Origin of the sequence: Nonomuraea sp. NPDC049400 (assembly GCF_044466425.1) — a bacterium.
Classification (GTDB): Bacteria; Actinomycetota; Actinomycetes; order Streptosporangiales; family Streptosporangiaceae; genus Nonomuraea.
Window position 1 is genome coordinate 15,880 of sequence record NZ_JBITMP010000006.1, and the last position, 24,857, is coordinate 40,736.

Here is a 24,857-nt window from a genome sequence, read left to right on the forward strand (position 1 = left end):
ATGCGGCGCGCCTGGACGTTCGCCCGGTTCCTGCTCTTCGTCGGCCTGTGCGTGGCGCTGATCGTGGTGGTCGCCGTGCAGATCGCCAGGGTGGACACCGGGGGCGGCTACCGCCTGGTCGCCGTGTTCGACGACGTGTCGGGGCTGGTCGAGGGCGACCAGGTGAAGATCGCCGGAGCGCCCGTCGGCCAGGTGGAGACCATCAAGGTGGTGGACGGCCGGGCCGAGGTGACCATGGACGTGCAGAAGGGCGTCACCGTGCCGGTGGACACCGAGGCCGCCGTCCGCTGGCGCAACGCCGTCGGCCAGCGCGTGGTCTACCTGCTGCCCGGCACCGCGCCCGGCAGGCTCCCGCCGGGGTCGCGGATCACCCGTACGTCCTCCGTCGTGGACATCGGCCAGCTGGTCAGCGACCTCGGGCCGCTCACCCGCAGCCTCGACCCCGACCAGATCAACCAGCTCCTCACCGCCGCCGCCAAGTCGCTCAAGGGCAACGAGCAGAACATCCCGAGGCTGCTCGACAACGTCAACGCCATCACGACCACGGTCAACCAGCGCAAGCAGACGATCGAGCAGCTCCTGAAGGACTACGCCACCGTCACCGACGTGGTCGCCCGGCGCGACAAGCAGATCGAGCAGCTCGTCGACAACCTCGTTGTCCTCTCCGAGGCGTTCGCCGACAACCGGGAGCTGATCGACCAGGCGCTGGTGGAGCTGTCCACGACCGTCCACACCTCCAACGAGGTGCTCGGCAAGAACGCCGACGAGCTCGGCCGCCTGGTCGACAACCTGTCCGGGCTGACCGGGGGCATCAGGCGGCACGTGGGCGAGATCGACAGGACGGTCAGCACGTTCCAGCCGTTGTTCGCGCGGGCGTACAAGAGCGTGGAGCGCGGCCACTACTTCATCACCGCGGTCCCGTGCGTGGCGCTGAGCGCCGCGCCCTGCCCGTACGGGATGCAGTCGCCGCCGCCGCTGCGCAACACCAGGGTCCAGAGCACGAAGGACCTGCAGAAGCTCATGGTGGGCGAGTGATGGCGCTCAAATCCTTCCGTGACCGCAACCGGATCGCCGTCGGCCTGGTGTCGCTGGCCACGCTGGCCACGATCCTGGTCGCCACGTTCCTGGTGGGCAACCTGGGGCTGCTGGAGGGCGGCTACTACATGTCCGGCGTGTTCGTGGACTCCGGCGGGCTGCGTACCGGCAACGACGTCAGGGTCGCCGGGGTGCGCGTCGGCAAGGTCACCGAGGTGCGCGCCGACTACGGCCAGGGATACGTGATCGTCACCTGGAAGGTGGACGACGGCGTGCGGCTCGGTCGCGGCACCCGGGCCGACATCGCCCTGTCCAACCTGCTCGGCGGCCGGTACGTCAAGCTCACCGGCGCCGTCTCCGCCCCGTACATGGACCAGCTGCCGGAGAGCCAGCGACGCATCCCCGTGACGCGGACCGGCGTGCCCACCCTCATCAACGACGCCATCAAGGACGCGACCCGGCTGGTCGAGCGCCTCGACACCGACGCCGTGGACGACCTGCTCACCGAGCTCGACAAGGTCGACCTCGGCAGCCGCGGCCGCATCACCCGCCTGCTGCGCAACATCGGCGACCTGTCGGACACGATCAGCAAGAGCGAGCCGCAGCTGCAGCGCCTCGTCGACAACGGCACCAGGATCATGAACGTCCTGGAGAAGAAGGACAAGCAGCTCGGGCGGCTCATCGACGCCATCGAGGTCATGCTGGCCGAGCTGCGGGCGCGCCGCAACGAGCTGCGCACGCTGCTGGGTGACGGCAGCGACCTGGTACGCAGCACGACCCGGCTGATCAACGAGCACGAGAAGACTCTCATCCAGGTGCTCGACGACAACGCGGCCATCACGACGCGGCTGAGCGGCAGCAACAAGCAGTTCAACTCGCTCCTCGCGTGGGCGGGCCCGACCTTCTCCGGCCTGTCCACGATGGGCGGCCAGGGCCCGTGGGTCGAGGCCATAGCCACGGGCCTCGGCCCGATCAACCCGGAGGTGCTCGGCGCCATCAAGAAGGACAGGAAGAGCGCCAGATGAGACGACCCGTGAGACGACTGGTGGCGGTTCTGCTGCTCGGGGCGTTACTGACGTCGGGGTGCACGGTGCTGGGCGAGGAGCCGTACCGGCTGGTGGCGATCTTCCGCAAGGCGCCCTCCCTGTACGAGCAGGCGCGGGTGAAGGTGATGGGCCTCGACGCCGGATATGTCGAAAAAATCCGCATTGATGGGGATAAAGTGCGCGTTGACCTGCTGGTTGATCGGCAGGTGCCGCTCCCGGCCGGCGTGAAGGCCGTGGTCGCGCCCCAGAACACGCTCGGCGAGCGGAACGTCGTCCTGTATCCCCCGTGGAAGCCCGGCGACCAGAAGGTCACGCCGGGGACCACGATCCCGCTGAAGCGGACGGACCTCCCGGTGGAGATCGACGACGCGCTCGACGCGTTCACCAAGCTCACCGACGCGCTCGACGACAGGAAGCTGGGCTCCGTGGCGAGCACCCTGGCCGACGGGGTCAAGGGGCGGGGCAAGACCATCAACAACGCCATCGCCGACACCGCCGAGCTGACCGGCACGCTGGCCAAGCAGGACCAGCAGCTCGTCGATCTGGCCAAGGGGCTGAACCGGCTGGCCACCAGCCTCAACAATCGGGAGAGCCAGGTGACCGGCGCGATCGACGCCTTCGCCGAGGCCAGCTCGATCCTGGCGGAGGAGCGGCGGCGGCTGCGCACGTTCGTCTCGGACATGGCGGGCTTCGTGCGGCGCGGCGACGTGCTCATCGAGCAGTACTCCGAACGGCTCCCGCAGGCCGCGAGCACGCTGGGCGAGCTGGTGCTGACGGTACGGGCCAACAGCGCGTCCATGGCGCGGACGGTCAAGGGCGCGGCCGACTTCGCCGACGTGCTCATCGACTCCTGGGACAGGAAGCAGCACGTGCTGAAGATCCGCGTCGTCCTCAACGCGATGACCAGGGCGTGGCTGAGGCCGCTGTTCGATGCGCTGAACCTGGGCGACGTGCCGTGCCTGCCGGGCAAGCTGAGCAACTGCCCCTTCCAGCGGCAGGGGAGGCAGCGATGAGGACCCGCCTCCTGGCCGCCGTGCTGGCGCTCGCGACGTCGCTGTCCGGGACGGCTTCGTGCTCCCTTCAGACGCTCGGCGCGACCACCGGGGACATGACCCTGCACGCGGTCTTCGACGACGTGCAGAGCCTGGTGGCCGGGCACAGCGTGCAGATCTCCGACGTACGGGTGGGCACGGTCACCGACATCCGGCTGGAGGGCTACCGGGCCAGGGTGACGATGTCGGTCCAGTCCGCGCACCGGGTGCCGGAAGGCAGCACGGCCACCGTGGCCAAGACGTCGGTGCTGGGCGAGAACTACGTCCTGCTCACGCCGCCCCCGGGCAAGGACCTGGCCACGGGGCCGTACCTGAAGGACGGCGCCACCATCGCCGAGACCTCGGTCGAGCCGGACATCGAGCAGGTCACCGCGAAAGCCGGGCCGCTCATCGAGGCGCTCGGCGCCCAGGACGTGAACGCCATCCTGGACGCCGCCTACAAGGGGTTCGGCGGGCAGGGCGACGACGTCAACAAGCTGATCAAGCAGACCGCCGAGGTGACCGACGCCTACACCGCGGCCCGCCAGGACATCGCCACCAGCATCGACGCCCTGGCCAGGCTGGGCGACGACCTCGCCAAGGGCAGCGGCGAACTGGACCGGCTGCCCGGAACCCTGGCCTCGGCCACCGCACGCATCGCGCACGGGCGCAAGCACGTGAAGAAGACGATCATCGCGCTGACGAAGCTGGCCAAGGAGGCGAACCTCACCGTCTACCCGCGGCACGCCGCCCGGCTCAGGAAGCTGCTCCTGGAGCTGGAGGCCATCTCGTCGGCCATGCAGCGGGGCAAGGAGGACCTGAAGACGCTGGTGGTGAGGCTCCAGAAGTTCATCGACGCGCCACCGATCACGGTCAACGGGCAGGTGCTGATCTATCTCTGGCTGAAGGGCGTTCTGCTGCCCAAGAGATCGTCCGGGAACGACGGGCTGCTGGCGAACCGGGTCGAGGACTTCCGCCTGCTGCTGGAGCCGCCACGATGAGAAACCGGATTTATCTGAATTTAGGGTTCTTTGTCGCCCTGGGTGTTGTGATGACCGTCTGGGCGTTCAGCACGATCATCCGGCTCGACGCCATCGAGCGGCCGTACCGGGTGTCGGCCGAGTTCGTCTCGTCGCCCGGCCTCATCCGGGGGTTCGACGTGGCGTACCTGGGGGTGCGGGTCGGCAAGATCGGCGATGTGCGGCTGGCGCCGGGCAAGATCGTCGTGGGGCTCGACGTCGACAGAGGGGTCCGGCTGCCGAAGGGCGCCACGGCGGAGGTGCGGCGCAAGTCGGCCATCGGGGAGCCGTACGTGGAGCTCTCGCCGCCCGCCTCCGGCGTGACCGGGCCGTCACTCGCGGCCGGTGACACGATCCCGCTGGCCAGGACGTCGGTGCCGCTCGACTACAAGAAGTTGTTCGAGGGCGTGGGCAAGCTGCTGAACGCGGTGCCGCCCGAGGACGCCAAGACGATCACGCACGAGCTGGCCGTGGCCCTGGACGGGCGGGCTCCGGCGATCAGGAACATCATCGACGACGCCCACTCGCTGACCGGCACGCTGGCGGACAACGCCGACGTGCTCGACTCCCTGTCGGTGCAGCTCACCCACCTGACCCACACGCTCGCCGGGAAGCGGGGCGAGCTGGCCTCCGGCATCACGGACCTCCGCACGGTCACGGGGACGCTGCGCGACTCCCGTACCGACCTGAAGACCTTCCTCGACCGGGGACCGGGGGTGTTCGCCCGGCTCGACACGGCGATCAAGAAGTCGCGCCCGGGGTTCTCGTGCCTGCTGACGGCGGCGGGACTGCCGCACCAGCCGGCGTTCTCAGCCCAGACCGAGCGGAACGTGCACCACATACTCAGCAGCATGCCGACCGCGCTCAGCCTGGCGGACGACATCACCGTCCGGACCGGCGACACCGTTTACGGGAAGGTGTCGTTCATCTTCAGCGTGCCGGGCGGGCCGAACCCCGCCGAGGAGTACGCGAGCGCCATCGGGCCGCCCACCGTGCCCGCGCTGCGCTCCTGCCCCGCTCCTTCCCGCGACTCGGGCGGCTCCGAGGACTCCGAAGACTCGGACGACTCCCGTACGGACGACCGCCGGGACGCCGCCGGACGGCCGGACACCGCCTCACCCGCCGCGTCCGCCCACCCGGTGGCGAAGGACACCGAGAAACCGAACAAGAGCCCGGAGACCACCCCGTCGCCCAGCGGCGCGGCGGCCACCGGCCCCGCGTCCCCCGTCCCGCTGAACACCACCCCGCTGATTGTCGGGATATTCCTCGCCGTGGTGGCCACTGGTGGGATCGTGGGCTGGATCGCGACGGGCCGGGCCGCCCGCCGCCGTGAGGAGTCATGATGACCACCAAGCAGGACCTCGCCGAGGAAACCCGCACCGAGGAGGCCCAGCCCGGCACGGCCCCCAGCGAGACCGCCGCCTCCGCCACGACGGACCCGCCGGTCGAGCCCGCGGACGCGAGCCCAGAAAGCGAGCACCCGCCCACGGCGGACGCCAGCCCCGAAGGCGAGCAACCGACGGCGTCCGGGGAGGGGGCGACCGGCGTCAAGGGCCGGGAGCGCGTCACGCGGGCCAGGATCCTCGGGACGCTGGCGGCGATGCTGGTGGCCGCGCTCGCCGCCACCGCCGTCCTGCAGTGGATCTCCGCCACCCAGGCCGACGACGCGCGGGCCAGGCTCGAGACCGAGCGGGCGCTGCGGCTGGAGGTGTCCGGGGCGGCGAGCGCGTTCAGCAAGGCCCTGCTCAGCTACGACTACCAGAACCTCCAGACCACCCGCTCGACCCTCGCCGCCCAGGCCACAGGCGACTTCCTGGCCACCTACGACGCGGCGTTCGGCGGCGCGATGGCGCAGGTCATCGTCAAGCTCAAGGCCACCTCGCAGGCCACGGTACGCGAGGTCTACCTGGCCGACGTGGACGAGGCCACCGCGCACGCCATCGTCGTCGTCGACCAGCAGGTGAACACTTCTGAGGCGATCCGCTCCGTCAAGGACTCGCACCTTAAGATCGGCCTTGTGAAGGAGAAGGGGACCTGGAAGATCCATGACGTGACCGTGCTCGGCGCGGCCTCGGAGGACCAGTACAACCTCACCGGCGACCAGAAGAAGAAGGACTGACCATCGGCCCCTTAGCGATGGGCGGCCGCCCCGACGAGGTGCGCGCCCCGGAGGACTGGCTCACCGAGGTGGAGGTGGAGCGAGCCGCGCGGTTCCGTTTCGAGGGGGATCGCGCCAGTTACGTCGCCGCTCACCTCCTCGTACGGCTCTGCGCCGCCGCCGCGCTCGGCACCGAGCCGTACGAGCTGACGCTGCGGCAACGCTGCGAGCTGCACGGCCCTGGACACGGCAAGCCGTACATCGAGGAGGCGCCCGAGCTGGGCGTCAGCTTCAGCCACACGCGCGGCTATGTGTGCGCGGCGGCGGGGCCCGGCAAGGTGGGCGTGGACGCCGAACACGTGCCGCCCGGGGCGCTGGACCTGGCGCTCGCCGACCGGGTCTGCACCCCGCGCGAGCGCGCGCTGGTCACCGGGAACGACGAGCTGATCAGGCACTGGACGCGCAAGGAGGCGCTGATCAAGCGCGGCGAGCTGACGCTCGACAAGCTCCACGCGGGCGGCGACGACCTGTCGGGCCGCCACCTGCTGGAGTGGAGCGCCGGTCCTGACATCAGAGTGGCCGTCGTCACGGACGCCCCTGCCAGGCGGGTGCCGATCCCCTGACGGTCCCCAGGCTCTCCCCCGGCTCCCGCCGCCCCATGGCGCCGCACTTTTGTGCGCTACATTGGGGATCATGAGCGCGCCTCGCTGGCTTTCACCCGCCGAACAGCGTGCCTGGCGCACGCATCTGGCGCTGCACAAGCTGCTCATGCACCGGCTCGACCGCGAGCTTCAGGCGCATGAGCTCTCGTTGAACGACTACGAGATCCTGGTCAACCTCTCGGAGAGCCAGGGCCGGCGCATGCGGATGAGCGACCTGGCTGACGCGACGATCCAGTCACGCAGCCGGTTGTCGCACCAGATCTCCCGCATGGAGGCCAAGGGCCTGGTGACCAGGGAGGACTGCCGTGACGACCGGCGCGGCACGTTCGCGGTGCTGACCGACGAGGGCTGGGAGACGATCCAGCGGGTGGCGCCGCACCACGTGGCGAGCGTGCGCGAGCACTTCGTCGACCGCCTCAGCGACGACCAGCTCGAAGCGCTCGAGGCGGCCTTCGAGCCGATCGTCGAGCATCTGAAGAAGCTGCGCTGACATCCAACCGATATCCGCGACGGCTCACGGACGTTCCCAAGCGCTCGCTACGATCCGCTCATGCTTCGAAAGCTTCTGATCGTGGCGGTTCTCGCGCTCGTGTCGGCGTGCTCGTCGGGCGGCGGCGACGCGCTGCCCGACGGTCCCGGCCTGATGAAGAAGGCCGCCGAGGCCATGAAGGGCGTCAAGTCGGCCAGCTTCTCGATCGCGACGGAGGGCAAGCCGAAGGTGCCGGTCAAGAAGGCCGACGGCAGGCTCACAGCCGCCGGTGACGCCGACGGGACGATCACGATCGAGGTGCTGGGCCTGCAGGAGATCAGCTTCGTGGTGGTCGGGGACACCGTGCACTTCAAGGGGCCGACGGGCGGCTTCCAGAAGATGACGCGGCAGCAGCTCGCGCAGATCTACGACCCCTCGGTGATCCTCGAGCCGACCAAGGGCATCGCGCAGCTGCTCGCCTCGGCCACGGATCCCAAGGTGGAGGCGCTGGAGGGCGACTCGTACCGGGTGGCCACGACGTTGCCCGGGCAGGTGCTCGGCCAGATCGTCCCGGGCGTCTCCCAGGGCGTGAACGCCCAGGTCTGGCTCGACAAGGCGACCAGCCGGCTCACCAAGGCCAGCCTGCCGTTGCAGGACGGCACGGTGACGGTGTCGTTCAGCGACTACGACGCGCCGGTCACGATCACGCCGCCCGCCGCCGGATGAGGGGCACCCGCCGGGTCGTGCTCGGCGCCGGTGGCGCAGTGGTGCTGCTGGCCGCGCTCGACGCGTACGTGGTGGTGACGGTCCTGATCGACGTCGCCGCCGACGTGGGCATCCCGCTGAACCACCTGGAGCGGGCCACGCCGATCGTCACGGGCTTCCTGCTCGGGTACGTCGCCGCGATGCCCCTGCTCGGCCAGCTCTCCGACCGGTACGGCCGGCGGCCGCTCATCCACGCCTGCCTGGCCGCCTTCGCGCTGGGCTCGGTGCTGACCGCCCTGGCCGCCGGCGAGGTGATGGTGGTGGCCGGGCGCAGCGTCCAGGGGATTGCGGGCGGGGCGCTGCTGCCGATCACGATGGCCCTCATCGGCGACCTGTGGGACGAGCACGAGCGGCCGGTGGCGCTGGGGGCCGTCGGGGCGGCGCAGGAGCTCGGCAGCGCGCTCGGGCCCCTGTACGGCGGGGTGCTGGCGGGGATCCCGGCCACCGTGGTGGCGGGGGTGGAGCTGGGCGGCTGGCACGCCATCTTCTGGATCAACGTCCCGCTCGCCGCCCTGGCCGCCGTCGCGGTGCAGCTCACCGTGCCATCCGGTACGGGGGGCCGTACGGACTCCGCCGGCGACCGTCCCGTCCTGCCTCCAACCGCCGCCCGCCCTTTGACGAGCACCGCCGGCGCGGCGGAACACACCGGCAGCGTCACAGACGGGACGGCGGCGCGGCCGGCGGGCGCCACGCGCGTGCCGCACGGGTCGTCCGGCCCCATGAACGCGGCCGGGCAGGAGGCGGGCAGCCAGGAGGCGGGAGGCCAGGAGGCGGGCATCGAGGGCGGGGATGGGCAGGAGGCGCAGGCCAGGGGCGGGTCCGAGCCGCCGGCGAGGCGGATCGACGTCGTCGGCGGCGCGTTGCTGGCCCTGGCGCTCGGCCTGCTGGTCGTGGGCCTCTACAACCCCGACCCGGCAAAAACCGTGCTCCCGCCGTGGGGCCTCGTCGTCATCGCGGCCGGTGTGGTGGTGGCCGGGATCTTCGTCTGGTGGGAGATCCGCTCCCCGGTACGCCTGCTCGACCTCTCCACCACCCGCAAGGGCCCCCTGCTCGCCACCTTGGCCGTGAGCTTCCTGGCCGGGGCCGCGCTCCTGGTGACCATGGTGTTCGTCCAGCTCACCGCCCAGACCCTGCTCGGGCTGGACGCGCTGGCGGCGTCGCTGGTCCTCGCCAGGTTCCTGGCCGCGCTCACCGTCGGGGCCCTGCTGGGCGGCCTCCTGGGCCGCAGGCTGGGCGACCGCGCCGTGGCCGTGGCGGGCATGGCGCTGGGGGCGGCGGGCTACTGGCTGATGAGCCGGTGGCCGCTCGACCTGCGGAGCGCGGGTCTCGTCGTGGACCTCGACCTGGTGGTGGCCGGTCTGGGTCTGGGCCTGGTCATCGCCCCGGTCTCGTCGGCCGTGCTGCGGGTGAGCCCGGCGGTCCAGCACGGCGTGGCGTCGGCGGCGGTCGTGGTGGCCAGGATGATGGGCATGCTGATCGGCATCGCGGCGGTGTCGGCGTGGGGCTTCTACCGGTTCCAGTCGCTGACCGCGCACCTGGACACGCCGCTCCCCTTCGGCGTGGACGCGGTGACGTACCAGCGGCGACTGGCCGAGTACACCGCGAAGGTGCAGGCGGCGCTGCACACGGAGTACACGGAGATGTTCCTGGTCACGGCGTTCGTCTGCCTGCTGGGCGCGGCCGTGGCGCTGCTGATGCCACGTCACGAGGGTTCTCGCAGAGCCAGGTGAGCCCGGCCACCCCTCAGGCCGGCCTGGTGATCGCCATGATCGCCATGTCGTCGTCGCGCGGGCCGCCGGTCCAGCGCTCGACATCGCGTACCAGGACCTCGACCACCTCGTCCGGCCGGCGGAACGGGCCCCGCCCGCCGAGCCGGCTGGCCGGTTCGTAGAAGGTCCCGGAACGGTCTCGAGCCTCCGTCACTCCGTCGGTGACCAGCAGCAGCGTGCCCCCGGCCGGGAACGGCCAGTTCTCGGGCTCTGCCTGCGGCCCACCCAGGCTGCGCATGCCCAGGGGAAGACCCGGCTCGCCTGGATCCAGCGAGGACACCGTGTCGCCCTCGAGGAGATACGGCGAGGGGTGGCCGCAGTTCAGCAGCCGCACGCGGTCCGCGCCCGGTGTGATCTCGCCGAGCACCGCCGTGACGAACCCCTCCATCCGGATGTCCTCCTCGCGCGCCGAGGCCGCCTTGACCAGTGCGCGCTCCATACGTTCTGCCAGCGACACGAGGTCGGGTGCCTGGTCTGCCGCCTCCCGGAACGCCCCCAGCAGCACGGACACCGTGCCGACCGCGCCGAGGCCCTTGCCCCGCACGTCTGCGATCAGCAGCCTGGTGCCGTACGGCGTGTCCTGCACGGCGTACGCGTCTCCGCCGATCAACGCCTCGATCTGCGCGGTCTTGTAGACGGCGGCGATGGCCAGCGGGCCGACACATGCCGGCGGCGCGGGCAGCACGGCACGCTGGGCGGCCTCGGCGACGGAACGCACCGCTTCGAGCCGGCGCCCGTGGCGGGCGATCACGCGGTTCACCCCGAGGCCGACGAGCGCGGTGAACACCGCGTTGATCAGAGAGTAGGTGCCGGGGGCATGACCGAAGTAGCCGTCCTTGACCAACAGCGCCACCTCGGCCAGGACGAGGGCCGCCGCGACCGCGATCGTGTGCCGTAGCGAGAGCAGTGCTCCGGCCAGCACGACCGCGGCGCCCAGCTGGTAGTCGCCCCAATAGTCACGCGGAGACAGGATGTTCACGAAGGTCCCGCTGACGATCAGGGCGTACGGGATGAACGAGGCGTACCAGGGCCATCTGGTGGAGATTCGGTTCATCCGCGCCCCGATTCCACATCATTCCCTCAGGTCCTGGCTTTGGTCCTTTCTAGTGAATGGCCGAATCGCGTGTCGAGGCGACACTCCCAGGGCCTAGGGCGAGAGCCGGTGCAGGTCGCGGGGGAAGGCGGTGGTCTGGCGGATGTTGGCGGCGCCCGTCAGCCGAGCCGTCCACCGTTCCAGCCCCAGCGCGAACCCGCCGTGCGGCGGCATCCCGTACTGGAAGGCCTGCAAGTATCCTTCGTACGCCTCCGGCCCCTCGCCCCGTGCGGCCAGCGCCGCCAGGTAGTCGGAGTGAAGGTGCAGCCGCTGACCGCCCGTCACCAGCTCCAGCCCCCGAAACAGCAGGTCGAACCCGTTGGAGTACCCGGGCCGCGCCGGGTCGGGGTAGGTGTAGAACGGCCGCTTGGACATCGGGTATCCGGTGACGAACAGGAACTCCGACCCGTGCTCCCGCACCGCCCACTCACACAGCCACCGCTCCTGCGCGGGCGACAGGTCCGGCTCCGAGGAGCCGGTCAGCTCCTGCGCCTCGGTGAAGTGGATGGCCGGGATCTCGGCGGGCACCTCGGGCAGAACAGCCCCGAGGAGCTCGACGGCGGAGGAGGCGCGGCGCCGTACCGACTCCAGCATGCCGGCCACCACCTCCCGCAGCACCGCCATCACGTCCCGGTGGTCCCGGACGAAGCCCAGCTCGGCGTCGAGGCTGGTGTACTGGGCCAGGTGGCGTACGGTGTCGTGCGGCTCGGCGCGGAAGACCGGCCCGACCTCGTACACCCGCTCGAACACCCCCACCATCGCCTGCTTGTAGAACTGCGGCGACTGCGCCAGGTAGGCGGGCCTGCCGAAGTAGTCGATGCCGAAGACGTTCGCGCCCGACTCGGTGGCCGAGGCGACGATCTTCGGGGTGTGGATCTCGGTGAACCCGAGCCCGTCGAGCGCCTCCCGGAACCCGGCCACGCTCGCGGCCGAGATCTCCAGCGGCGCCCTGAGCAGCGGATGCCGCAGCGCGACCGGCGCGTGGTCGAGGACCGTCGGCAGCCCGGCCGGCACGACGGGCCGGTACAGGTCGAACGGCGGTGCCGCGCACGGCTCCGCCAGCACCTCGATCTCCGGCTCCACCAGCTCGACGCCCCCGGGCGCCTGCGGGCTGGCCTTCACGGTGCCGGTGACCTCGACGACGCTCTCCTCGCCGGGGAGCTCGCGCGCGGCCACCACCTGGGAGAGGCCGGCGCGGTCCCTGACGACGAGGAAGGACACGGATTTCAGCTGCCGGCGGCGATGGACCCAACCGGCGATCGTCACTCGTTGCCCGGCGTGCTCAGCGAGCTCCGCCGACATGACACGAGAGATCATTACAGCTCCTCACGAGGAATTGCATGATCCCTTGGGAGTGCGGGGGAGAAGGGAGCTCCCGGTGCCACCGCACTTTCGCCGCCGCTGGACAGGCGGCCTCGACGACCCGATGACGGGGGTCAGACCGGCGGGGCATTTCCTCCCCGCACTCAGGAGTGTCTTCACCAGCGGGGCACGGGACCGCCTTCGCAGCTACCGGCGGCTCTCTGGGCCCCTGCGGGTCCGCTGGCTACTCGTCTCCGTCGACGCGTTGCCGTAGATCCTACGATCAGGCGCAGGTGAACGGCAAAGCCATTACTTGTCCTTCTTGCCGCGCTTTTCCCGGATCTTCATCGTGACCTCGATCGGCGACCCCGCGAACCCGAACTCCTCCCGGATCCGCCGCTCGATGAACCGCCGATAGGTGTCCTCGAGCCACCCGGACGTGAACAGCACGAACTTCGGCGGCTCGACGGAGGCCTGCGTGGCGAAGAGGATCTTGGGCTGCTTCCCGCCCCGCACCGGCGGCGGCGTCTGATGCACCAGCTCCGTCAGGAAGGCGTTGAGCCGCGCCGTGGGAACCCGGGTGGACCACGAGTCCAGCGCCTTCTCCAGTGCGGGCACCAGCCGGTCGACGTGCCGCCCGGTCTTGGCGGAGATGTTCACCCGCAGCGCCCACGGGGTGCGGACGAGCTGCCGGTCGATCTCCTTCTCCAGGTAGTAGCGGCGATCCTCGTCGACGAGGTCCCACTTGTTGAACGCCACGACCATCGCCCGCCCCGACTCGATGACCAGGCCGATGATGCGCAGGTCCTGCTCGGTGAGCGGCTCGCTGGCGTCGATGAGCACGATCGCCACCTCGGTGCGCTCCAGCGCCGCCCGGGTGCGCATGGCCGCGTAGTAGTCGGCTCCCTGCAGCTCTCGGTCGCGCCGCCGGATGCCGGCCGTGTCGACGAACCGCCAGGTGCGCCCGCCCAGCTCGATCAGCTCGTCCACCGGGTCGCGGGTGGTGCCCGCCATGGGGTCGACCAGCACCCGCTCCTCGCCCGCCAGCTTGTTGAGCAGCGAGGACTTGCCGACGTTGGGCTTGCCGAGCAGCGCGACGCGGGCCGGACCGCGCTCGCCCTCGAAACTGACGGCAGGGGTCTCGGGCAGCGCGTCGAGCACCACGTCGAGCAGGTCGCCGCTGGAACGCCCGTGCAGGGCCGATACGGGGTACGGCTCGCCGAGCCCGAGCGACCACAGGGCGGCCGCCTCCAGCTCGAGCTGCTGGTTGTCCACCTTGTTGGCGGCCAGGATGACCGGCTTGCCGGACTGCCGCAGCACCGAGCCGACGATCTCGTCGGCGTCGGTCGCGCCAACGGTGGCGTCCACGACGAACACGATCGCGTCGGCCAGCTCGACGGCGACCTGGGCCTGCTCGGCGATGCGCAGGTTCATCCCGGTGGCGTCGGGGTCCCATCCTCCGGTGTCGACCACGGTGAAGCGGCGGCCGCGCCAGTTGGCGTCGTAGGTGACCCGGTCGCGGGTGACGCCCGGCACGTCCTCCACGACCGCCTCGCGGCGGCCGATGATGCGGTTGACCAGCGTGGACTTGCCGACGTTAGGCCGCCCCACGATGGCGACGACCGGCAGCGGCGTGGTGTCGCCGTGCTCGGTGATCTCAAAGTCGTCGAGGTCGGCCTCGACCCAATCCCCCGTTGGCACGATATGAATTCCTTAATGTGAGTACCGCACCTGAAAGCCTCAGGTGCGCTCGCGGACATGGTCGCGGCCGCTTCGGAACTCGTTGGCTTCGCTCTCTCCTTCCGAGCTCCTCCGCTCCGAGACCAGCCTCAACACCTCGGCGATCACCTCGTCAAGAGAGAGCGCGGTGGTGTCGACCTCGACGGCGCCATCCGCCATCGAGAGTGGGTCCGTCTTACGTGTCGAGTCCAGGTTGTCACGCCTGGCCATGGCCTCTTGCTGCGCCTCCACGGTCGAGCCGGCCAGCTCGGCGTGGCGCCGCCTGGCACGGGCCTCGGCGCTGGCCGTCAGGTAGACCTTGACGGCGGCGTCGGGGCAGACGACCGTGCCGATGTCGCGGCCTTCGACCACGATGTCACCGGCGCCGACGATCTCCCGCTGGAGCGCCACCAGGCGCGCCCGGACCTCGGGAACGGCGGCCACCGCGGAGACCGCCCCGGTGACCTCGGCCTGCCTGATCGGCCCCGCCACGTCGACGTCGTCGACGTGGATCGTGGGGCCGTCGGGATCGGTGCCGGAGTCGAGGCGGGGCTCGCCGCAGCGGGCCGCCACGGCGGCGGGGTCGGCCAGGTCGACGCCCTGCTGGAGCATCCACCAGGTCATCGCGCGGTACATCGCCCCGGTGTCGAGATAGCGCAGGCCCAGCGCCTTGGCGACCCCGCGCGACACGCTCGACTTACCCGACCCCGAAGGGCCGTCCATGGCGACGACCAGACCGGTCACGGCCTCTCCCTCTTCACGAGCTTTCCAGCGAACACCAGGTCCTCGCCGTGTGGGTGGACCGGCCGGATGCGTCGATCCCGTCACCGCATCACCAAGAGAGAGTACCGTGTCCGGCTCAATCGGCGATCCAGCTCCCGTGGAAGCCGAGCGGCACCCTGGCGGGCAGATGCACGGTGGCGACCGGCTCGCCGGTGAAGTCCTGCGCCGAAAGGATCACCAGGTCGGCCGCGCCTCTTGCCTCGTTGTTGACGTAGGAGAGCACGTACCCGTCGTCCTCGGCCTCCCCGGAGGCCACGAACACCGGCTCGCCCACGTAAGCGCCGCGCCCGAACTGCCGCGCCTGCGTCGTCCCCCGCTCCAGGTCGTGCTTGATGAGCGTGTTGTCGAACGCCTCGTCGGGCAGGTCCTCCAGCTCGGTGTCGGTCCTGCTGAGCACGCCGTCGAGGTCGCCGCCGGCCGAGGTGTAGCCGTAGCGGTACGGCCGTCCGGTGCGGCGCTCGTCCATGCGCGGGAACTCCTGCGACCGGTCGTCCAGCCGCGTCTCGCGGACCTTGCCGGCGGCCGGGTCGATCCGCCACCGGTCGAGCGTCGGCAGGCCGCCCTGGTCGAGCCGGGCGTCCACGAACCGCTTGGGGTAGCGGACCACGTCCACGACCACCTCGTCGCCGTCGTCGTAGGCGTTCAGGGTGTGGAAGACCCAGCACGGATCGACGTCCACCCAGCGCACGTCGCCGCTCTCGCGCGACATGAGCCCGAGCCGGGCGCCGTGGGCGTCGTTCCAGGCGTACGGCAGCGGCCGGCCCTGCTCCGCGTGGGCCATGCTGAACGTGACCGGCAGGTCGTAGATCACCACGTACCGCTCGGTGAGCGCGAAGTCGTGCAGCATCGGGGCGTCGGCGATCGGGATGTTCCTGACCTGCGTGACCGTGCCCTCAGGGTTGATCACGATGTGCTGGTGGTGGTCCCAGCCGAAGAAGTAGGCCAGCGCGTGCAGCTCGCCGGTGGCCGGGTCGAGGTGGGTGTGCGCGGCGTACCCGCCGGGCAGGCCGCCGTCGAAGTCGCACGGGCCGACGGTGTCGAGCTCGTAACTCAGCTCGTACGGCCGCGCGCCCGCCTCGACGAGCGCGAACGTGCGCCCGGCCAGCCCGATGACGTGGGTGTTGTTGGCGAAGTCCATGCCCTCGTGCACCGGTCCAGGCCTGGGCGGCTCGCCGAGCCGTCCGGCGACGCCGGCGCTGCGCACCCAGCGGTTGCGGTACCACTCGGCGCGGCCGTCGCGCAGCCGCACGCCGTGCACCATGCCCTCGCCGAGGAACAGGTGGCTCGCGCTCGGGTCGTCGAGGCTGAGCGGGTTGGGGCCGTTACGCAGGTAGCGGCCGTTGAGCTCGGCCGGGATGCGTCCGGTGACCTCCAGGTCGAAGGCGGTGACCTCCTCGGCCACGGGGGCGAACCCGCCGGTGTAGTCCGTCATGATCCGTTCCTCTCGTCGGGCCTCTCGTCGGGCCTCTCGTCGGGGGCCAGGAAGGGGGACAGCACCGAGTCGTAGAGCAGCCGGTAGCGCCGCGCCGCCGTGGGCTCGTCGAAATAGCCCAGGATCTCCAGGCTCACGGCGCCGTGGATCGCCATCCACAGCACGTCGGCGATCTCCTCGGCCTCTCCCCCGCGCAGCGCGCCCGCCTCCAGGCACATCCCCACGCCCTGCACCAGCAGGTCGAACGTGCGCCTGGCGGACCCCACGGCCTCGTCACCCGGCTTGAACCCGGCCATGGCCCCCAAGAACATGACCCGGTAGTACTCGGGCTCGGCCAGCGCATAGGCGCGGTAGGCGTCCAGGCCCCTGCGCAGCGAGGTCAGGGCATCGTCGTCCCCGAGCACCTCGAGCATCCACCGCTCGAACCTCGCGAACCCCTCCAGCCAGAGCGCCTCACTGAGCCCGTCCTTGCCGCCGAAGAGCGTGTAGATCACCTTGGTCGAGCAGCCGACCTCGCCGGCGATCCGCCGCACGGTCAGCGCCGCCGGCCCCTCGGTGACGAGCAGGTGGGTGGCGGCGTCGAGGATCGCGGCCCTGACGACGTGCTGCCCCTCCTGCTGGGCCTGCTGGTACGCGCTGGTCACGGTAACGCCGTTTCTGCTCGGTAACACTGTTACCCACCTTTGTACGCTCACCCGCGAGGGCACGTCAAGGACTAAGAACGGCCGTCAAGGTAAGTGGGCCCCATGTGAGCGAGGCGAGAGTCACCGTGGTGGTGGCCAGCAAGGACAGGCTGCGGGCGCTGACCCGTACGCTGCCCATGCATCCCCGCCCGGTGATCCTGGTCGACAACGGCTCGACCGACGGCACGGCGGGGTTCGTGCGACGCCACTTCCCGGACGTCCACCTGGTCGAGGCGGGCACGAACCTGGGGGCGCCCGCCCGCAACATCGGCGTCCGGCTGGCCGGGACCCCCTACGTGGCCTTCGCCGACGACGACTCCTGGTGGGCCCCTGGAGCGCTGGAGCGGGCCGCCGACGTGCTGGACGCCCATCCGCGGCTGGCCGTCCTGGGCGCGCGTGTGCTGGTGGGCCCCGAGGAGCGGCTGGACGCGGTGTCGGAGCAGATGCGCGACTCGCCGCTCGGCGTGGAGCCGGACCTGCCGGGGCCGAGCGTGCTGGGGTTCCTGGCATGCGGGGCGGTGGTGCGCAGGGAGGCGTTCCTGGCGGCGGGCGGGTTCGACGACGTGATCTTCTTCTTCGGCGAGGAGGAGCGGCTGGCCGTGGACCTGGCCGCGCGGGGGTGGGGGCTGGCGTACGTGGACGACGTCGTGGCCCACCACCATCCCGCTCGGGCCAGGGACCCGCGTGGCAGGCAGGTGCTGGCCGCCCGCAACTCCGTGCTGACCGCGGTACTGCGCCGCCCGTGGCGGGTGGTGGCACGCCGGTCGTTCGACGCCCTGCGGGGCGGCCCCGTGGGCTGGGAGGGGCTGCGCAGCGCCGTGCCGAGGCTGCCGCGGGCGCTGGCCGAGCGGCGGGAACTGCCGCTCGCCGTGGAGCAGGCACGGCGGAGGCTGGAGCGGTCCGGTGGGTGATCCGCGAGTGGAGGCGAAATCTACCCGCATTTTCCGACAAACTCCACAACTGATGTTACGTGGCGTGAACAGCGGGCAGCAGAGAGTTATGAAGACAACAATTAACCCGATCGAGCTGCAGAAGCACCTCGGTGGCATCGACTACCCGGCCAGCAAGCAGGAACTGATCAGAGCGGCTCGCGAGCACAACGCGAGCCAGGAGATCATCAGGGCCCTCGAGGCCCTGCCCGACCGTGAGTACGACGGCCCGAACGCCGTCAGCGCGGCGGTGACCAAGCGCTGATCGCGGGGAGTGCGCCGGGCGGGGCCGTACGGTCCCGCCCGGCGTGCTGTTCAGGCGCGCCCGCCGTGCTGTCCAGGCGCGCCCGGCGCTCAGCGCGAAGGCCCGGACCGGCACCGGACCGCGCTTGGCGCACCTCGACGCCCAGTCGCCGCAGCGCCGCGTCCAGGCAGGCGCGGGCCCGCTCTCCCGCCATCGAGCCGGTCAGCCCACCGCCGGCCACGACCACCGTGCCACTCCCGAACGTGCCACTCCCGAACGCGCCGAGGTGCTCGGCGAACCGTACGGTGCCCGCGACCACCTCGCTCAGCGAGTGGCCGCCCAGCGGCCATCAGGTGAGACGCTCGGCGACTCTCGGCGAGGCGTTCACCAGCCTCACCCGACCGCCGTGCGGCGGTTCCTGACGGCGGCCCCGGATGGCCGCCGCGACGCCGTGCCCTCAGGGAACCTGCCAGCCGCGCTCGCGCAGGGCGTCGGTGAGCGTGGGAATCGCGTCGGGCTGCACCGACAGCTCGGCGATGCCCAGGGGCAGCCCGGGGGCGTGCTCCAGGCGCACGTCCTCGACGTTGACCCCCACCTCGTCGCACACCTGGAACAGGCGGGCGAGCTGGCCGGGGCGGTCGCCGATGACGACCTGGACGACGGAGTAGGGGGCGGCCGGGCCGCCGTGCTTGCCGGGGATGCGGTCGTGGCCCGCGACGCCGCGCTTGAGCAGCTGGGTGATCTCGCCGGTGGCGGTGCCGTCGCCCTCGGCCAGCGCGCGCAGGGCGCCGGCGGCCTCGGCCAGGTCGGCGGCGACGGCCTCGAGCACCTCGGCGACCGGGGCGGCATTGCCCGACAGGATGCCGAGCCAGAGCCCGGGATCGCTGCCCGCGATCCTGGTGACGTCGCGCACGCCCTGGCCGGCCAGCCCGAGCGCGACGTCGGTGGCGTCCGTCAGGCGGGCGGCCACGGCGGAGGCGGCGACGTGGGGCGCGTGGGAGACGACGGCGACCGCGCGGTCGTGGTCGGCGGCGCTCACCTCGACGGCGTTGGCCCCGCACAGCTCGATCAGCCGCAGCACCGCCGCCTTCGCCTCGGTGCCGGAGTCCTCGGTGGGGCACAGCGCCCATGGCCGGCCCAGGAACAGGTCGGCCCTGGCCGCCCCCGGGCCCGACTTCTCACGGCCGGCGAGGGGGTGGGAGGCCACGTAGGAGCCCAGGTCGCAGCCGAGCTGCGCGGCCCGGTGGAGGGGCTCGACCTTCACGCTGGCGACGTCGGTGTAGAACCTGGCCGCGCCGATCCGCTGCAGCTCCAGCAGCTCGCTCGCCACGTGGGCGGGAGGCACGGCGATGACCGCCAGGTCCACCTGCTCGGCAGGCCCCTCGCTCTGATCCTCGCCCGCCTGCCACTCCTCGCCGGCGCCGAGCTCCCGCGCCAGCCGTACGGCGCCCGGGTCACGGTCGGCGAGCAGCACGCGTACGCCGCGCTTGCGCAGCGCCAGGGCCGCGGAAGTGCCGATGAGACCGGTGCCGACGACGAGCACGGTACGAAGTTCCATGTCGGTGTCCTGATTTATCCGGCTATTGGAGGTTTGAGCGTCTCGTGGTGCGCTTTTCAGCTGCTTACTGCGCGATATCCTGCCGCAACGCCACCGCGCCACGCAGGTAAACGTGCTGGATCTCGGACCGCGGGCGGTCGGTCTCGACGTGGGCCATCAGGCGCACCACGCGGGGCAGCGCGCCCGGCACGGCGATCTCGGTGCAGCAGATCAGCGGCACCTCGTGAAAACCCAGTTTACGCGCCGCGAGTGCCGGGAACTCGGCCGTCAGGTCGGGCGTGGCCGTGAACAGCACGCTGATCACGTCTTCCGTGGTCAGCCGGTTACGCTCCATGATCGCATTGACCAGCTCGGTCGTGCCCGCGATGATCGAGTCGCGGTCGTCGGCGTCCACCTGGATCGCCCCACGGATCGCGCGCACCATGTGGTTCGTCCCCTTCTATAGCGGGAGAGCCCGTGCGGAGTGCGCACGGGCTCCTGCGTCCAGCCAGATTACAGCTTTACGGCAGCGTAAAGTTCGCCGACCTCTTTCAAGGTCAGCGCCCTGACCGTGCCGGGCTTGGTCCGGCCCAGCTTCACGGGGCCGAACTCGATCCTGGCCAGGTCGATCACCCGGTGCCCCGCCTCCTCCAGCATGCGTCGTACGACGTGCTTGCGGCCCTCATGCAGGACGACCTCGACCAGCGCCTGCTGGCCGTGCTCCTGCACGATGGAGAACTCGTCGGCCCTGACGATGCCGTCCTCCAGCTCGATGCCCTGCTTGAGCCGGCGCCCCAGGTCCCGCGGGATCGGGCCGGGCACCTTGGCCCAGTACTTCTTCTGCACGCCGTAGCTGGGGTGCGTCAGCCTGTTGGCCAGCTCGCCGTCGTTGGTGAGCAGCAGCAGGCCCTCGGTCTCGGTGTCGAGCCTGCCCACGTGGAACAGCCTCGGCGCCAGTTCCTCGACGTAGTCGGCCAGGCACGGGCGGCCCTGCGGGTCGTTCATGGTGGAGACGACGCCGATGGGCTTGTTCAGGGCGTAGTAGACGAGGTCGGGAGCGGTGGGGATGCGCTTGCCGTCCACGTGGATGACCTGCGTCGCCGGGTCGACCTTGGCGCCGAAGCGCCGCACGACCTGGCCGTTCACGGTGACCCTGCCGTCGCCGATCATCTCCTCGCACGCCCTGCGGCTGGCCACGCCCGCCTGGGCGAGCACCTTCTGCAGCCGCACCCCGTTCGGGACCTCGGTGGTGTCGCGCTCGTCGGCGTAGTCGTCGGGGTAGAAGTCGCGGTCGCGGAGGGGCTGGCGCGCGGCCTTCACGCGGTCGTGCTGAGGGCTGCCGCTTCCGCTGGTCCGGCGGTCGCGCTGGGGGCCGCCGCTCGCGCTCGTCCGGCGGTCGCGCTGAGGGCCGCCGCCTCCGATGGTCTGTACGTCGTCGCGCCGGGTCGTACGCGGGGCCCGGTCGGTCCGGGCGTCGGCGTCGCGCTTGCCGTACCTGGAGCGCGAGGAGGCCGGGGCGGCGCCATCCCTGCGCCCGCTCCGATCGACCCGGAACCCGCCGCGCTCGTCCCCACGCCCGGCACCGTAGCCACCGCGCTCCTCACCACGACGCTCAGCGCCGTTGCCACCGCCACGCTCGTCACGACGCCCGGCACCGTAACCACCGCCACGCTCGTCACGACGCCCGGCACCGTAACCACCGCCACGCTGGTCACCACGCCCGGCACCGTAACCACCGCCACGCTCGTCACGACGCCCAGCGCCGTAACCACCGCCGCGCTGGTCACCACGCCCGGCACCGTAACCACCGCGCTCCTCACGACGGCCGGCACCGTAACCGCTGCCGCGCTCGTCGTCGCGGCGCTCGGGGCGGTATCCGGTCCGGTCGCCGCCGCGGGGCCGCTCGTAGCGGTCGCCCTCATAGCGCCGCTCCTCGCGCCCGTAACGGCCCTCACGGCCGTCGGAACGACCCTCACGGCCGTCGGAACGGCCCTCGCGGTCGCCGTAGCGGCTGCCACGGTCGTCGCGGCGGTAACGGTCGTCGCGCTCGCCACGCGATGGCCTCTGCTCACGCGCACCGGACCCGTACCCGGCACGCGATCCACTCCGGTCGGCGCGAAGGGAGTCACGGGATCCGCCGCGGGAGTCGTCGCGCCGACCCCCACTGCGGGCGTCGTTGGAGCGGAAGCCCGAACCGGAGTCGGAACGGAAGGCGGGACGTCCGCCGCGGCCCTGGGCCGAGCCGCCGGTACGTCCACGACCGCGTCCATCACCGGACGGGGTGCTTCGCCTGTTGATCACTTTGTTGTCTCCTCGAGATTTTCCACGTCGTCGGGGAGGAAGGGCGCGAGCTCGGGGAGCTCGCTGAGGTCCCGCAGTCCCAGACGTTCAAGGAAGTATGAGCTTGTCCGGTAGAGCACTGCCTGGCTCTCCGGGTCGGTGCCGGCCTCCTCGACCAGCCCTCTTGCGACGAGCGTCCGCATGACGCCGTCGCTGTTGACGCCGCGTACCGCGGCTACGCGAGCCCGGCTCACCGGTTGCCGGTAAGCCACGACCGCGAGTGTCTCAAGCGCGGCCTGAGTCAGCCGTGTCTGCTGGCCGTCGCGTACGAACCGCTCGACCAGGGGTGCGCAGTCGGCCCGCGTGTAGAACCGCCAGCCGCCCGCGACTTCTCGCAAGTCAAAACCCCGGCCGGCAGCGGTGTATTCCGCCGCCAGCCCCCGCAGTGCCGCAGCGACCTCGTGAGTGGGCCGCTCCAGCACCTGAGCCAGAGTCACCTCGGCGACGGGCTCGTCAACGACCAGCAGGATAGCCTCCAGCGCCGCCTCCAGCGTCGGCCCCTCCCCGCCGCCTTCCTGCCCCGGGTCTTCCTCGCTGCCTTCCTGCGCTGCCCCCTCACCGGCCTCCGGGGCGTCCAGGTCCTCGGACGCGCGCATCGTGCCCGACTCGGCCACGCCACGACCCGCCGGCCCCGCGCCCGATGGATCCGGCACGGCGGCGGCCTCGGAAGCACCCGCAGGTGGGGCAGCCTCCACTTGAGCCACCTCCGCATCGGCGTCCGAAGCATCGACGTCGGGAGCATGGACGTCCAAAGCATGGGCGTCCGGAGCATGGACCTCCGGAGCATCAGCCACAGTTGCGACGCCCACCTCGCCCGCCGCGCCACCGCCGCCGGCGGGCTCCGCCTCACCGGCCTCCGGAGCGTCCACGTCCTCGGCCGCGCGCGACGCTCCCGGCTCCGCCACCTCACCGTCGACGGACCCGCCGCCGGAAGGGGCGGCGGTCGCGGGAGACAGTGAGCCGTCGTCCGGCAGCACGTCGTCCTCAAGCACCTCATCCTCCACAGCCGGGGCGGAGGGCTGGGCGAGGGAGCCCGGGAGGGTCATCCAGGCGGGCAGTGGCGGATCGGAGTCGGGGGATCGGCGGGGGGTGGGCAGTGGGTTGTCAGTCATTGCGTGGTTTCTCCGCGGATTCCTCGTAATCGTCGCCCACCGTGACGTCGCCGTCGTCAGCGCCCGTCCAGGTTATGTGCAGGTCCCCCAACGGCTCGACTTGCTCGAACGTCACCGCGGACTCCCTGAAGAGCTCCAGCACCGCCAGAAACCGCGCGATGACCTCGAAGGTCCCGTCGCAGTCGGCCACCAGCGCGCGGAAGGTGGCGCGCCGGAGCCGGCGCAGGTGCATGACCAGGATGGCCGCCTGCTCCTTGACGCTCGCCAGGGGCTGGTAGATGTGCCCGACGTTGACGGTGGGCGGGAGCTTGGGGGTGAAGGCCTTGGCGGCGATCCTGGCGAGCTGCTCGGGCCCGATGCCCAGGATGAGCTCGGGCAGCAGGTTGGCGAACTGCGGCTCCATCGGCACCGTACGGGGAAAGCGCAGCGCCTCCTCCGCCATCCGCCCGGAGAAGAGCTTCGCCACCTCCTTGTACGCCTTGTACTGGAGCAACCGCGCGAACAGCAGGTCCCTGGCCTCCAGCAGCGCCAGGTCCTCCTCGTCCTCCACCTCGCCTGAAGGCAGCAGCCGGGCCGCCTTCAGGTCCAGCAGGGTAGCCGCGACCAGCAGGAAGTGGCTGGTCTGGTCGAGATCCCACTCGGGCCCGCGCGAGCGGATGTAGGAGATGAACTCGTCCGTGACCTTGGAGAGCGAGACTTCGGTGATGTCCAGCTTGTGCTTGGCGATGAGGCCAAGGAGCAGGTCGAAGGGGCCCTCGAAGACGTCCAGGTGAACCTGGAACCCTTGAGGAGTCTGCTCTGCCGCGCTCACCTGGCCATTGTGGCAGGCGCCGGCCAGCGCGACAGCACTTCGCGGGCCAGCTCACGGTAGGCGCTGGCGCCCAGCGAGGACGGGTCGAAGGTGGTGATGGGCTCGCCGGCGACCGTCGCGTCGGGGAAGCGGACCGTACGGTTGATCACCGTGTGGAACACCTTGTCGCCGAACGCCTCCACCACGCGGGCCAGCACCTCGCGCCCGTGCAGCGTGCGGGCGTCGTACATGGTGGCCAGCAGCCCCTCGATCTCGAGGTCCTCGTTGAGCCGCTCCTGGACCTTGGAGATCGTGTCCATGAGCAGCGCCACGCCGCGCAGCGCGAAGAACTCGCACTCCAGCGGCACCATCACGCCGTGGGCGCAGGTCAGCGCGTTGATCGTGAGCAGGCCGAGCGACGGCTGGCAGTCGATGAGGCACACGTCGTAGTGCGGCAGGAGCGGCTTGATCACCCGGCCGAGCACCTGCTCGCGGGCCACCTCGGTGACCAGCTGGACTTCGGCGGCCGACAGGTCGATGTTGCTGGGCAGCAGGTCGAGGCCCTCGACGCCGGTCTCAAGGAGCACGTCCTCGGCGGTGACGCCACGCTCCATCAGCAGGTTGTAGACGGTCAGGTCGAGCTGGAGCGGGTTGATCCCCAGGCCGACCGAGAGCGCCCCCTGCGGGTCGAAGTCGACCAGCAGCACCTTGAGGCCGTATTCGACGAGCGCGGCCCCCAGGTTGATGGTCGTCGTGGTCTTGCCGACGCCACCCTTCTGGTTGACCATCGCGACCACGCGCGCCGGGCCGTGCACCGAGGGCGGCACCGGCTCGGGGAACACGGGTCGGGGCCGCTGCGTGGGCCCCAGGTTGACGCCGTTGGAAGGCGCGTTGGTCTTCGTGTCGCCCCAGGGGTTGTCGGGGGTCCCCGGGGTCGAACCCTTGGTCGTCACAGTCACCAGCTCGAACCTCCCTGACGATCCCGAACCGGACCGTCCG

At 71.0% G+C, this 24,857-nt stretch carries 25 protein-coding genes; 12 read left to right on the forward strand and 13 right to left on the reverse strand.

Features of this window, described 5'->3' with window-relative positions; all coding sequences use genetic code 11:
• The 10 genes from ACIBVN_RS10095 (at position 1) to ACIBVN_RS10140 (ending at position 9,855) form a co-directional block, all read left to right on the forward strand.
• Positions 1-1,035 carry an MCE family protein gene (locus tag ACIBVN_RS10095; protein WP_397134666.1) on the forward strand — a complete coding sequence of 345 codons (1,035 nt, stop codon included), beginning with the start codon at positions 1-3 and terminating at the stop codon, positions 1,033-1,035.
• A complete protein-coding gene (locus ACIBVN_RS10100) occupies positions 1,035-2,060 on the forward strand; it encodes an MlaD family protein (protein WP_397134668.1) in 1,026 nt (341 codons plus the stop codon). The genes ACIBVN_RS10095 and ACIBVN_RS10100 overlap by 1 nt, the downstream gene beginning before the upstream one ends.
• An 8-nt stretch (positions 2,061-2,068) precedes the next feature.
• On the forward strand, positions 2,069-3,094 hold the full coding sequence (locus tag ACIBVN_RS10105) for an MCE family protein (RefSeq protein WP_397134670.1): 1,026 nt from the start codon (positions 2,069-2,071) through the stop codon (positions 3,092-3,094).
• Positions 3,091-4,113 carry an MCE family protein gene (locus ACIBVN_RS10110; RefSeq protein ID WP_397134672.1) on the forward strand — a complete coding sequence of 341 codons (1,023 nt, stop codon included), beginning with the start codon at positions 3,091-3,093 and terminating at the stop codon, positions 4,111-4,113. The genes ACIBVN_RS10105 and ACIBVN_RS10110 overlap by 4 nt, the downstream gene beginning before the upstream one ends.
• Entirely contained in the window at positions 4,110-5,474 is a 1,365-nt protein-coding gene (locus ACIBVN_RS10115) for an MlaD family protein (protein WP_397134674.1), read from the forward strand. Before ACIBVN_RS10110 ends, ACIBVN_RS10115 begins: the two co-directional genes overlap by 4 nt.
• On the forward strand, positions 5,471-6,250 hold the full coding sequence (locus ACIBVN_RS10120; RefSeq protein WP_397134676.1) for a hypothetical protein: 780 nt from the start codon (positions 5,471-5,473) through the stop codon (positions 6,248-6,250). Before ACIBVN_RS10115 ends, ACIBVN_RS10120 begins: the two co-directional genes overlap by 4 nt.
• Positions 6,251-6,267: 17 nt before the next feature.
• Positions 6,268-6,852 (forward strand): 4'-phosphopantetheinyl transferase family protein, encoded by a 585-nt coding sequence (locus ACIBVN_RS10125; RefSeq protein ID WP_397134678.1) that lies wholly within the window; start codon positions 6,268-6,270, stop codon positions 6,850-6,852.
• A 70-nt stretch (positions 6,853-6,922) separates the two neighbouring features.
• Entirely contained in the window at positions 6,923-7,381 is a 459-nt protein-coding gene (locus tag ACIBVN_RS10130) for a MarR family transcriptional regulator (RefSeq protein ID WP_349447845.1), read from the forward strand.
• Between the two features lie 60 nt (positions 7,382-7,441).
• On the forward strand, positions 7,442-8,086 hold the full coding sequence (locus ACIBVN_RS10135; RefSeq protein WP_397134680.1) for an LppX_LprAFG lipoprotein: 645 nt from the start codon (positions 7,442-7,444) through the stop codon (positions 8,084-8,086).
• Positions 8,083-9,855: an MFS transporter gene (locus ACIBVN_RS10140; protein WP_397134682.1), complete on the forward strand. Its 1,773-nt coding sequence runs from the start codon at positions 8,083-8,085 to the stop codon at positions 9,853-9,855. Before ACIBVN_RS10135 ends, ACIBVN_RS10140 begins: the two co-directional genes overlap by 4 nt.
• Positions 9,856-9,868: 13 nt before the next feature.
• On the opposite strand, the gene ACIBVN_RS10145 is transcribed toward ACIBVN_RS10140, so the two are convergent.
• From ACIBVN_RS10145 to ACIBVN_RS10170, 6 genes are all read right to left on the reverse strand, one after another.
• The gene (locus ACIBVN_RS10145) at positions 9,869-10,948 is read right to left on the reverse strand and encodes a PP2C family protein-serine/threonine phosphatase (protein ID WP_397134684.1); all 1,080 of its coding nucleotides are present in this window, start codon (positions 10,946-10,948) and stop codon (positions 9,869-9,871) included.
• 93 nt (positions 10,949-11,041) lie between these two features.
• On the reverse strand, positions 11,042-12,304 hold the full coding sequence (aspS, locus tag ACIBVN_RS10150; protein ID WP_397134686.1) for an aspartate--tRNA(Asn) ligase: 1,263 nt from the start codon (positions 12,302-12,304) through the stop codon (positions 11,042-11,044).
• 294 nt (positions 12,305-12,598) lie between these two features.
• Complete coding sequence (gene der / locus ACIBVN_RS10155) at positions 12,599-13,990, reverse strand: ribosome biogenesis GTPase Der (RefSeq protein WP_397134688.1); 1,392 nt, start codon at positions 13,988-13,990, stop codon at positions 12,599-12,601.
• Between the two features lie 39 nt (positions 13,991-14,029).
• The gene (gene cmk / locus ACIBVN_RS10160) at positions 14,030-14,752 is read right to left on the reverse strand and encodes a (d)CMP kinase (RefSeq protein WP_397134690.1); all 723 of its coding nucleotides are present in this window, start codon (positions 14,750-14,752) and stop codon (positions 14,030-14,032) included.
• A gap of 115 nt (positions 14,753-14,867) precedes the next feature.
• Positions 14,868-16,223, reverse strand: coding sequence for a carotenoid oxygenase family protein (locus ACIBVN_RS10165; protein WP_397134692.1), 1,356 nt, complete (start codon positions 16,221-16,223; stop codon positions 14,868-14,870).
• Positions 16,220-16,894 carry a TetR/AcrR family transcriptional regulator gene (locus tag ACIBVN_RS10170; protein WP_397134694.1) on the reverse strand — a complete coding sequence of 225 codons (675 nt, stop codon included), beginning with the start codon at positions 16,892-16,894 and terminating at the stop codon, positions 16,220-16,222. Before ACIBVN_RS10170 ends, ACIBVN_RS10165 begins: the two co-directional genes overlap by 4 nt.
• A gap of 77 nt (positions 16,895-16,971) precedes the next feature.
• On the opposite strand from ACIBVN_RS10170, the gene ACIBVN_RS10175 reads away from it, so the two are divergent.
• The gene (locus ACIBVN_RS10175; RefSeq protein WP_397134696.1) at positions 16,972-17,817 is read left to right on the forward strand and encodes a glycosyltransferase family 2 protein; all 846 of its coding nucleotides are present in this window, start codon (positions 16,972-16,974) and stop codon (positions 17,815-17,817) included.
• Between the two features lie 88 nt (positions 17,818-17,905).
• Positions 17,906-18,100, forward strand: coding sequence for a DUF2795 domain-containing protein (locus ACIBVN_RS10180; RefSeq protein WP_397134698.1), 195 nt, complete (start codon positions 17,906-17,908; stop codon positions 18,098-18,100).
• Here ACIBVN_RS10180 and ACIBVN_RS10185 read toward each other — a convergent pair.
• The 7 genes from ACIBVN_RS10185 to ACIBVN_RS10215 all read right to left on the reverse strand — a co-directional run bounded on the left by ACIBVN_RS10185 (position 18,075) and on the right by ACIBVN_RS10215 (position 24,811).
• Positions 18,075-18,398, reverse strand: a complete 324-nt coding sequence (locus ACIBVN_RS10185) for a hypothetical protein (RefSeq protein ID WP_397134700.1) — start codon at positions 18,396-18,398, stop codon at positions 18,075-18,077. The genes ACIBVN_RS10180 and ACIBVN_RS10185 overlap by 26 nt on opposite strands.
• Positions 18,399-18,536: 138 nt before the next feature.
• Positions 18,537-19,637 (reverse strand): prephenate dehydrogenase, encoded by a 1,101-nt coding sequence (locus tag ACIBVN_RS10190; protein WP_397134702.1) that lies wholly within the window; start codon positions 19,635-19,637, stop codon positions 18,537-18,539.
• A 64-nt stretch (positions 19,638-19,701) separates the two neighbouring features.
• A complete protein-coding gene (gene aroH, locus ACIBVN_RS10195) occupies positions 19,702-20,061 on the reverse strand; it encodes a chorismate mutase (RefSeq protein WP_397134704.1) in 360 nt (119 codons plus the stop codon).
• 68 nt (positions 20,062-20,129) lie between these two features.
• Complete coding sequence (locus tag ACIBVN_RS10200) at positions 20,130-21,917, reverse strand: pseudouridine synthase (RefSeq protein WP_397134706.1); 1,788 nt, start codon at positions 21,915-21,917, stop codon at positions 20,130-20,132.
• Positions 21,914-22,552: an SMC-Scp complex subunit ScpB gene (scpB, locus tag ACIBVN_RS10205; RefSeq protein WP_397135297.1), complete on the reverse strand. Its 639-nt coding sequence runs from the start codon at positions 22,550-22,552 to the stop codon at positions 21,914-21,916. The genes ACIBVN_RS10200 and scpB overlap by 4 nt, the downstream gene beginning before the upstream one ends.
• Positions 22,553-23,060: 508 nt before the next feature.
• A complete protein-coding gene (locus ACIBVN_RS10210; protein WP_397134708.1) occupies positions 23,061-23,879 on the reverse strand; it encodes a segregation and condensation protein A in 819 nt (272 codons plus the stop codon).
• Complete coding sequence (locus ACIBVN_RS10215; RefSeq protein WP_397135299.1) at positions 23,876-24,811, reverse strand: ParA family protein; 936 nt, start codon at positions 24,809-24,811, stop codon at positions 23,876-23,878. The genes ACIBVN_RS10210 and ACIBVN_RS10215 overlap by 4 nt, the downstream gene beginning before the upstream one ends.
• Positions 24,812-24,857 lie beyond the last annotated feature (46 nt).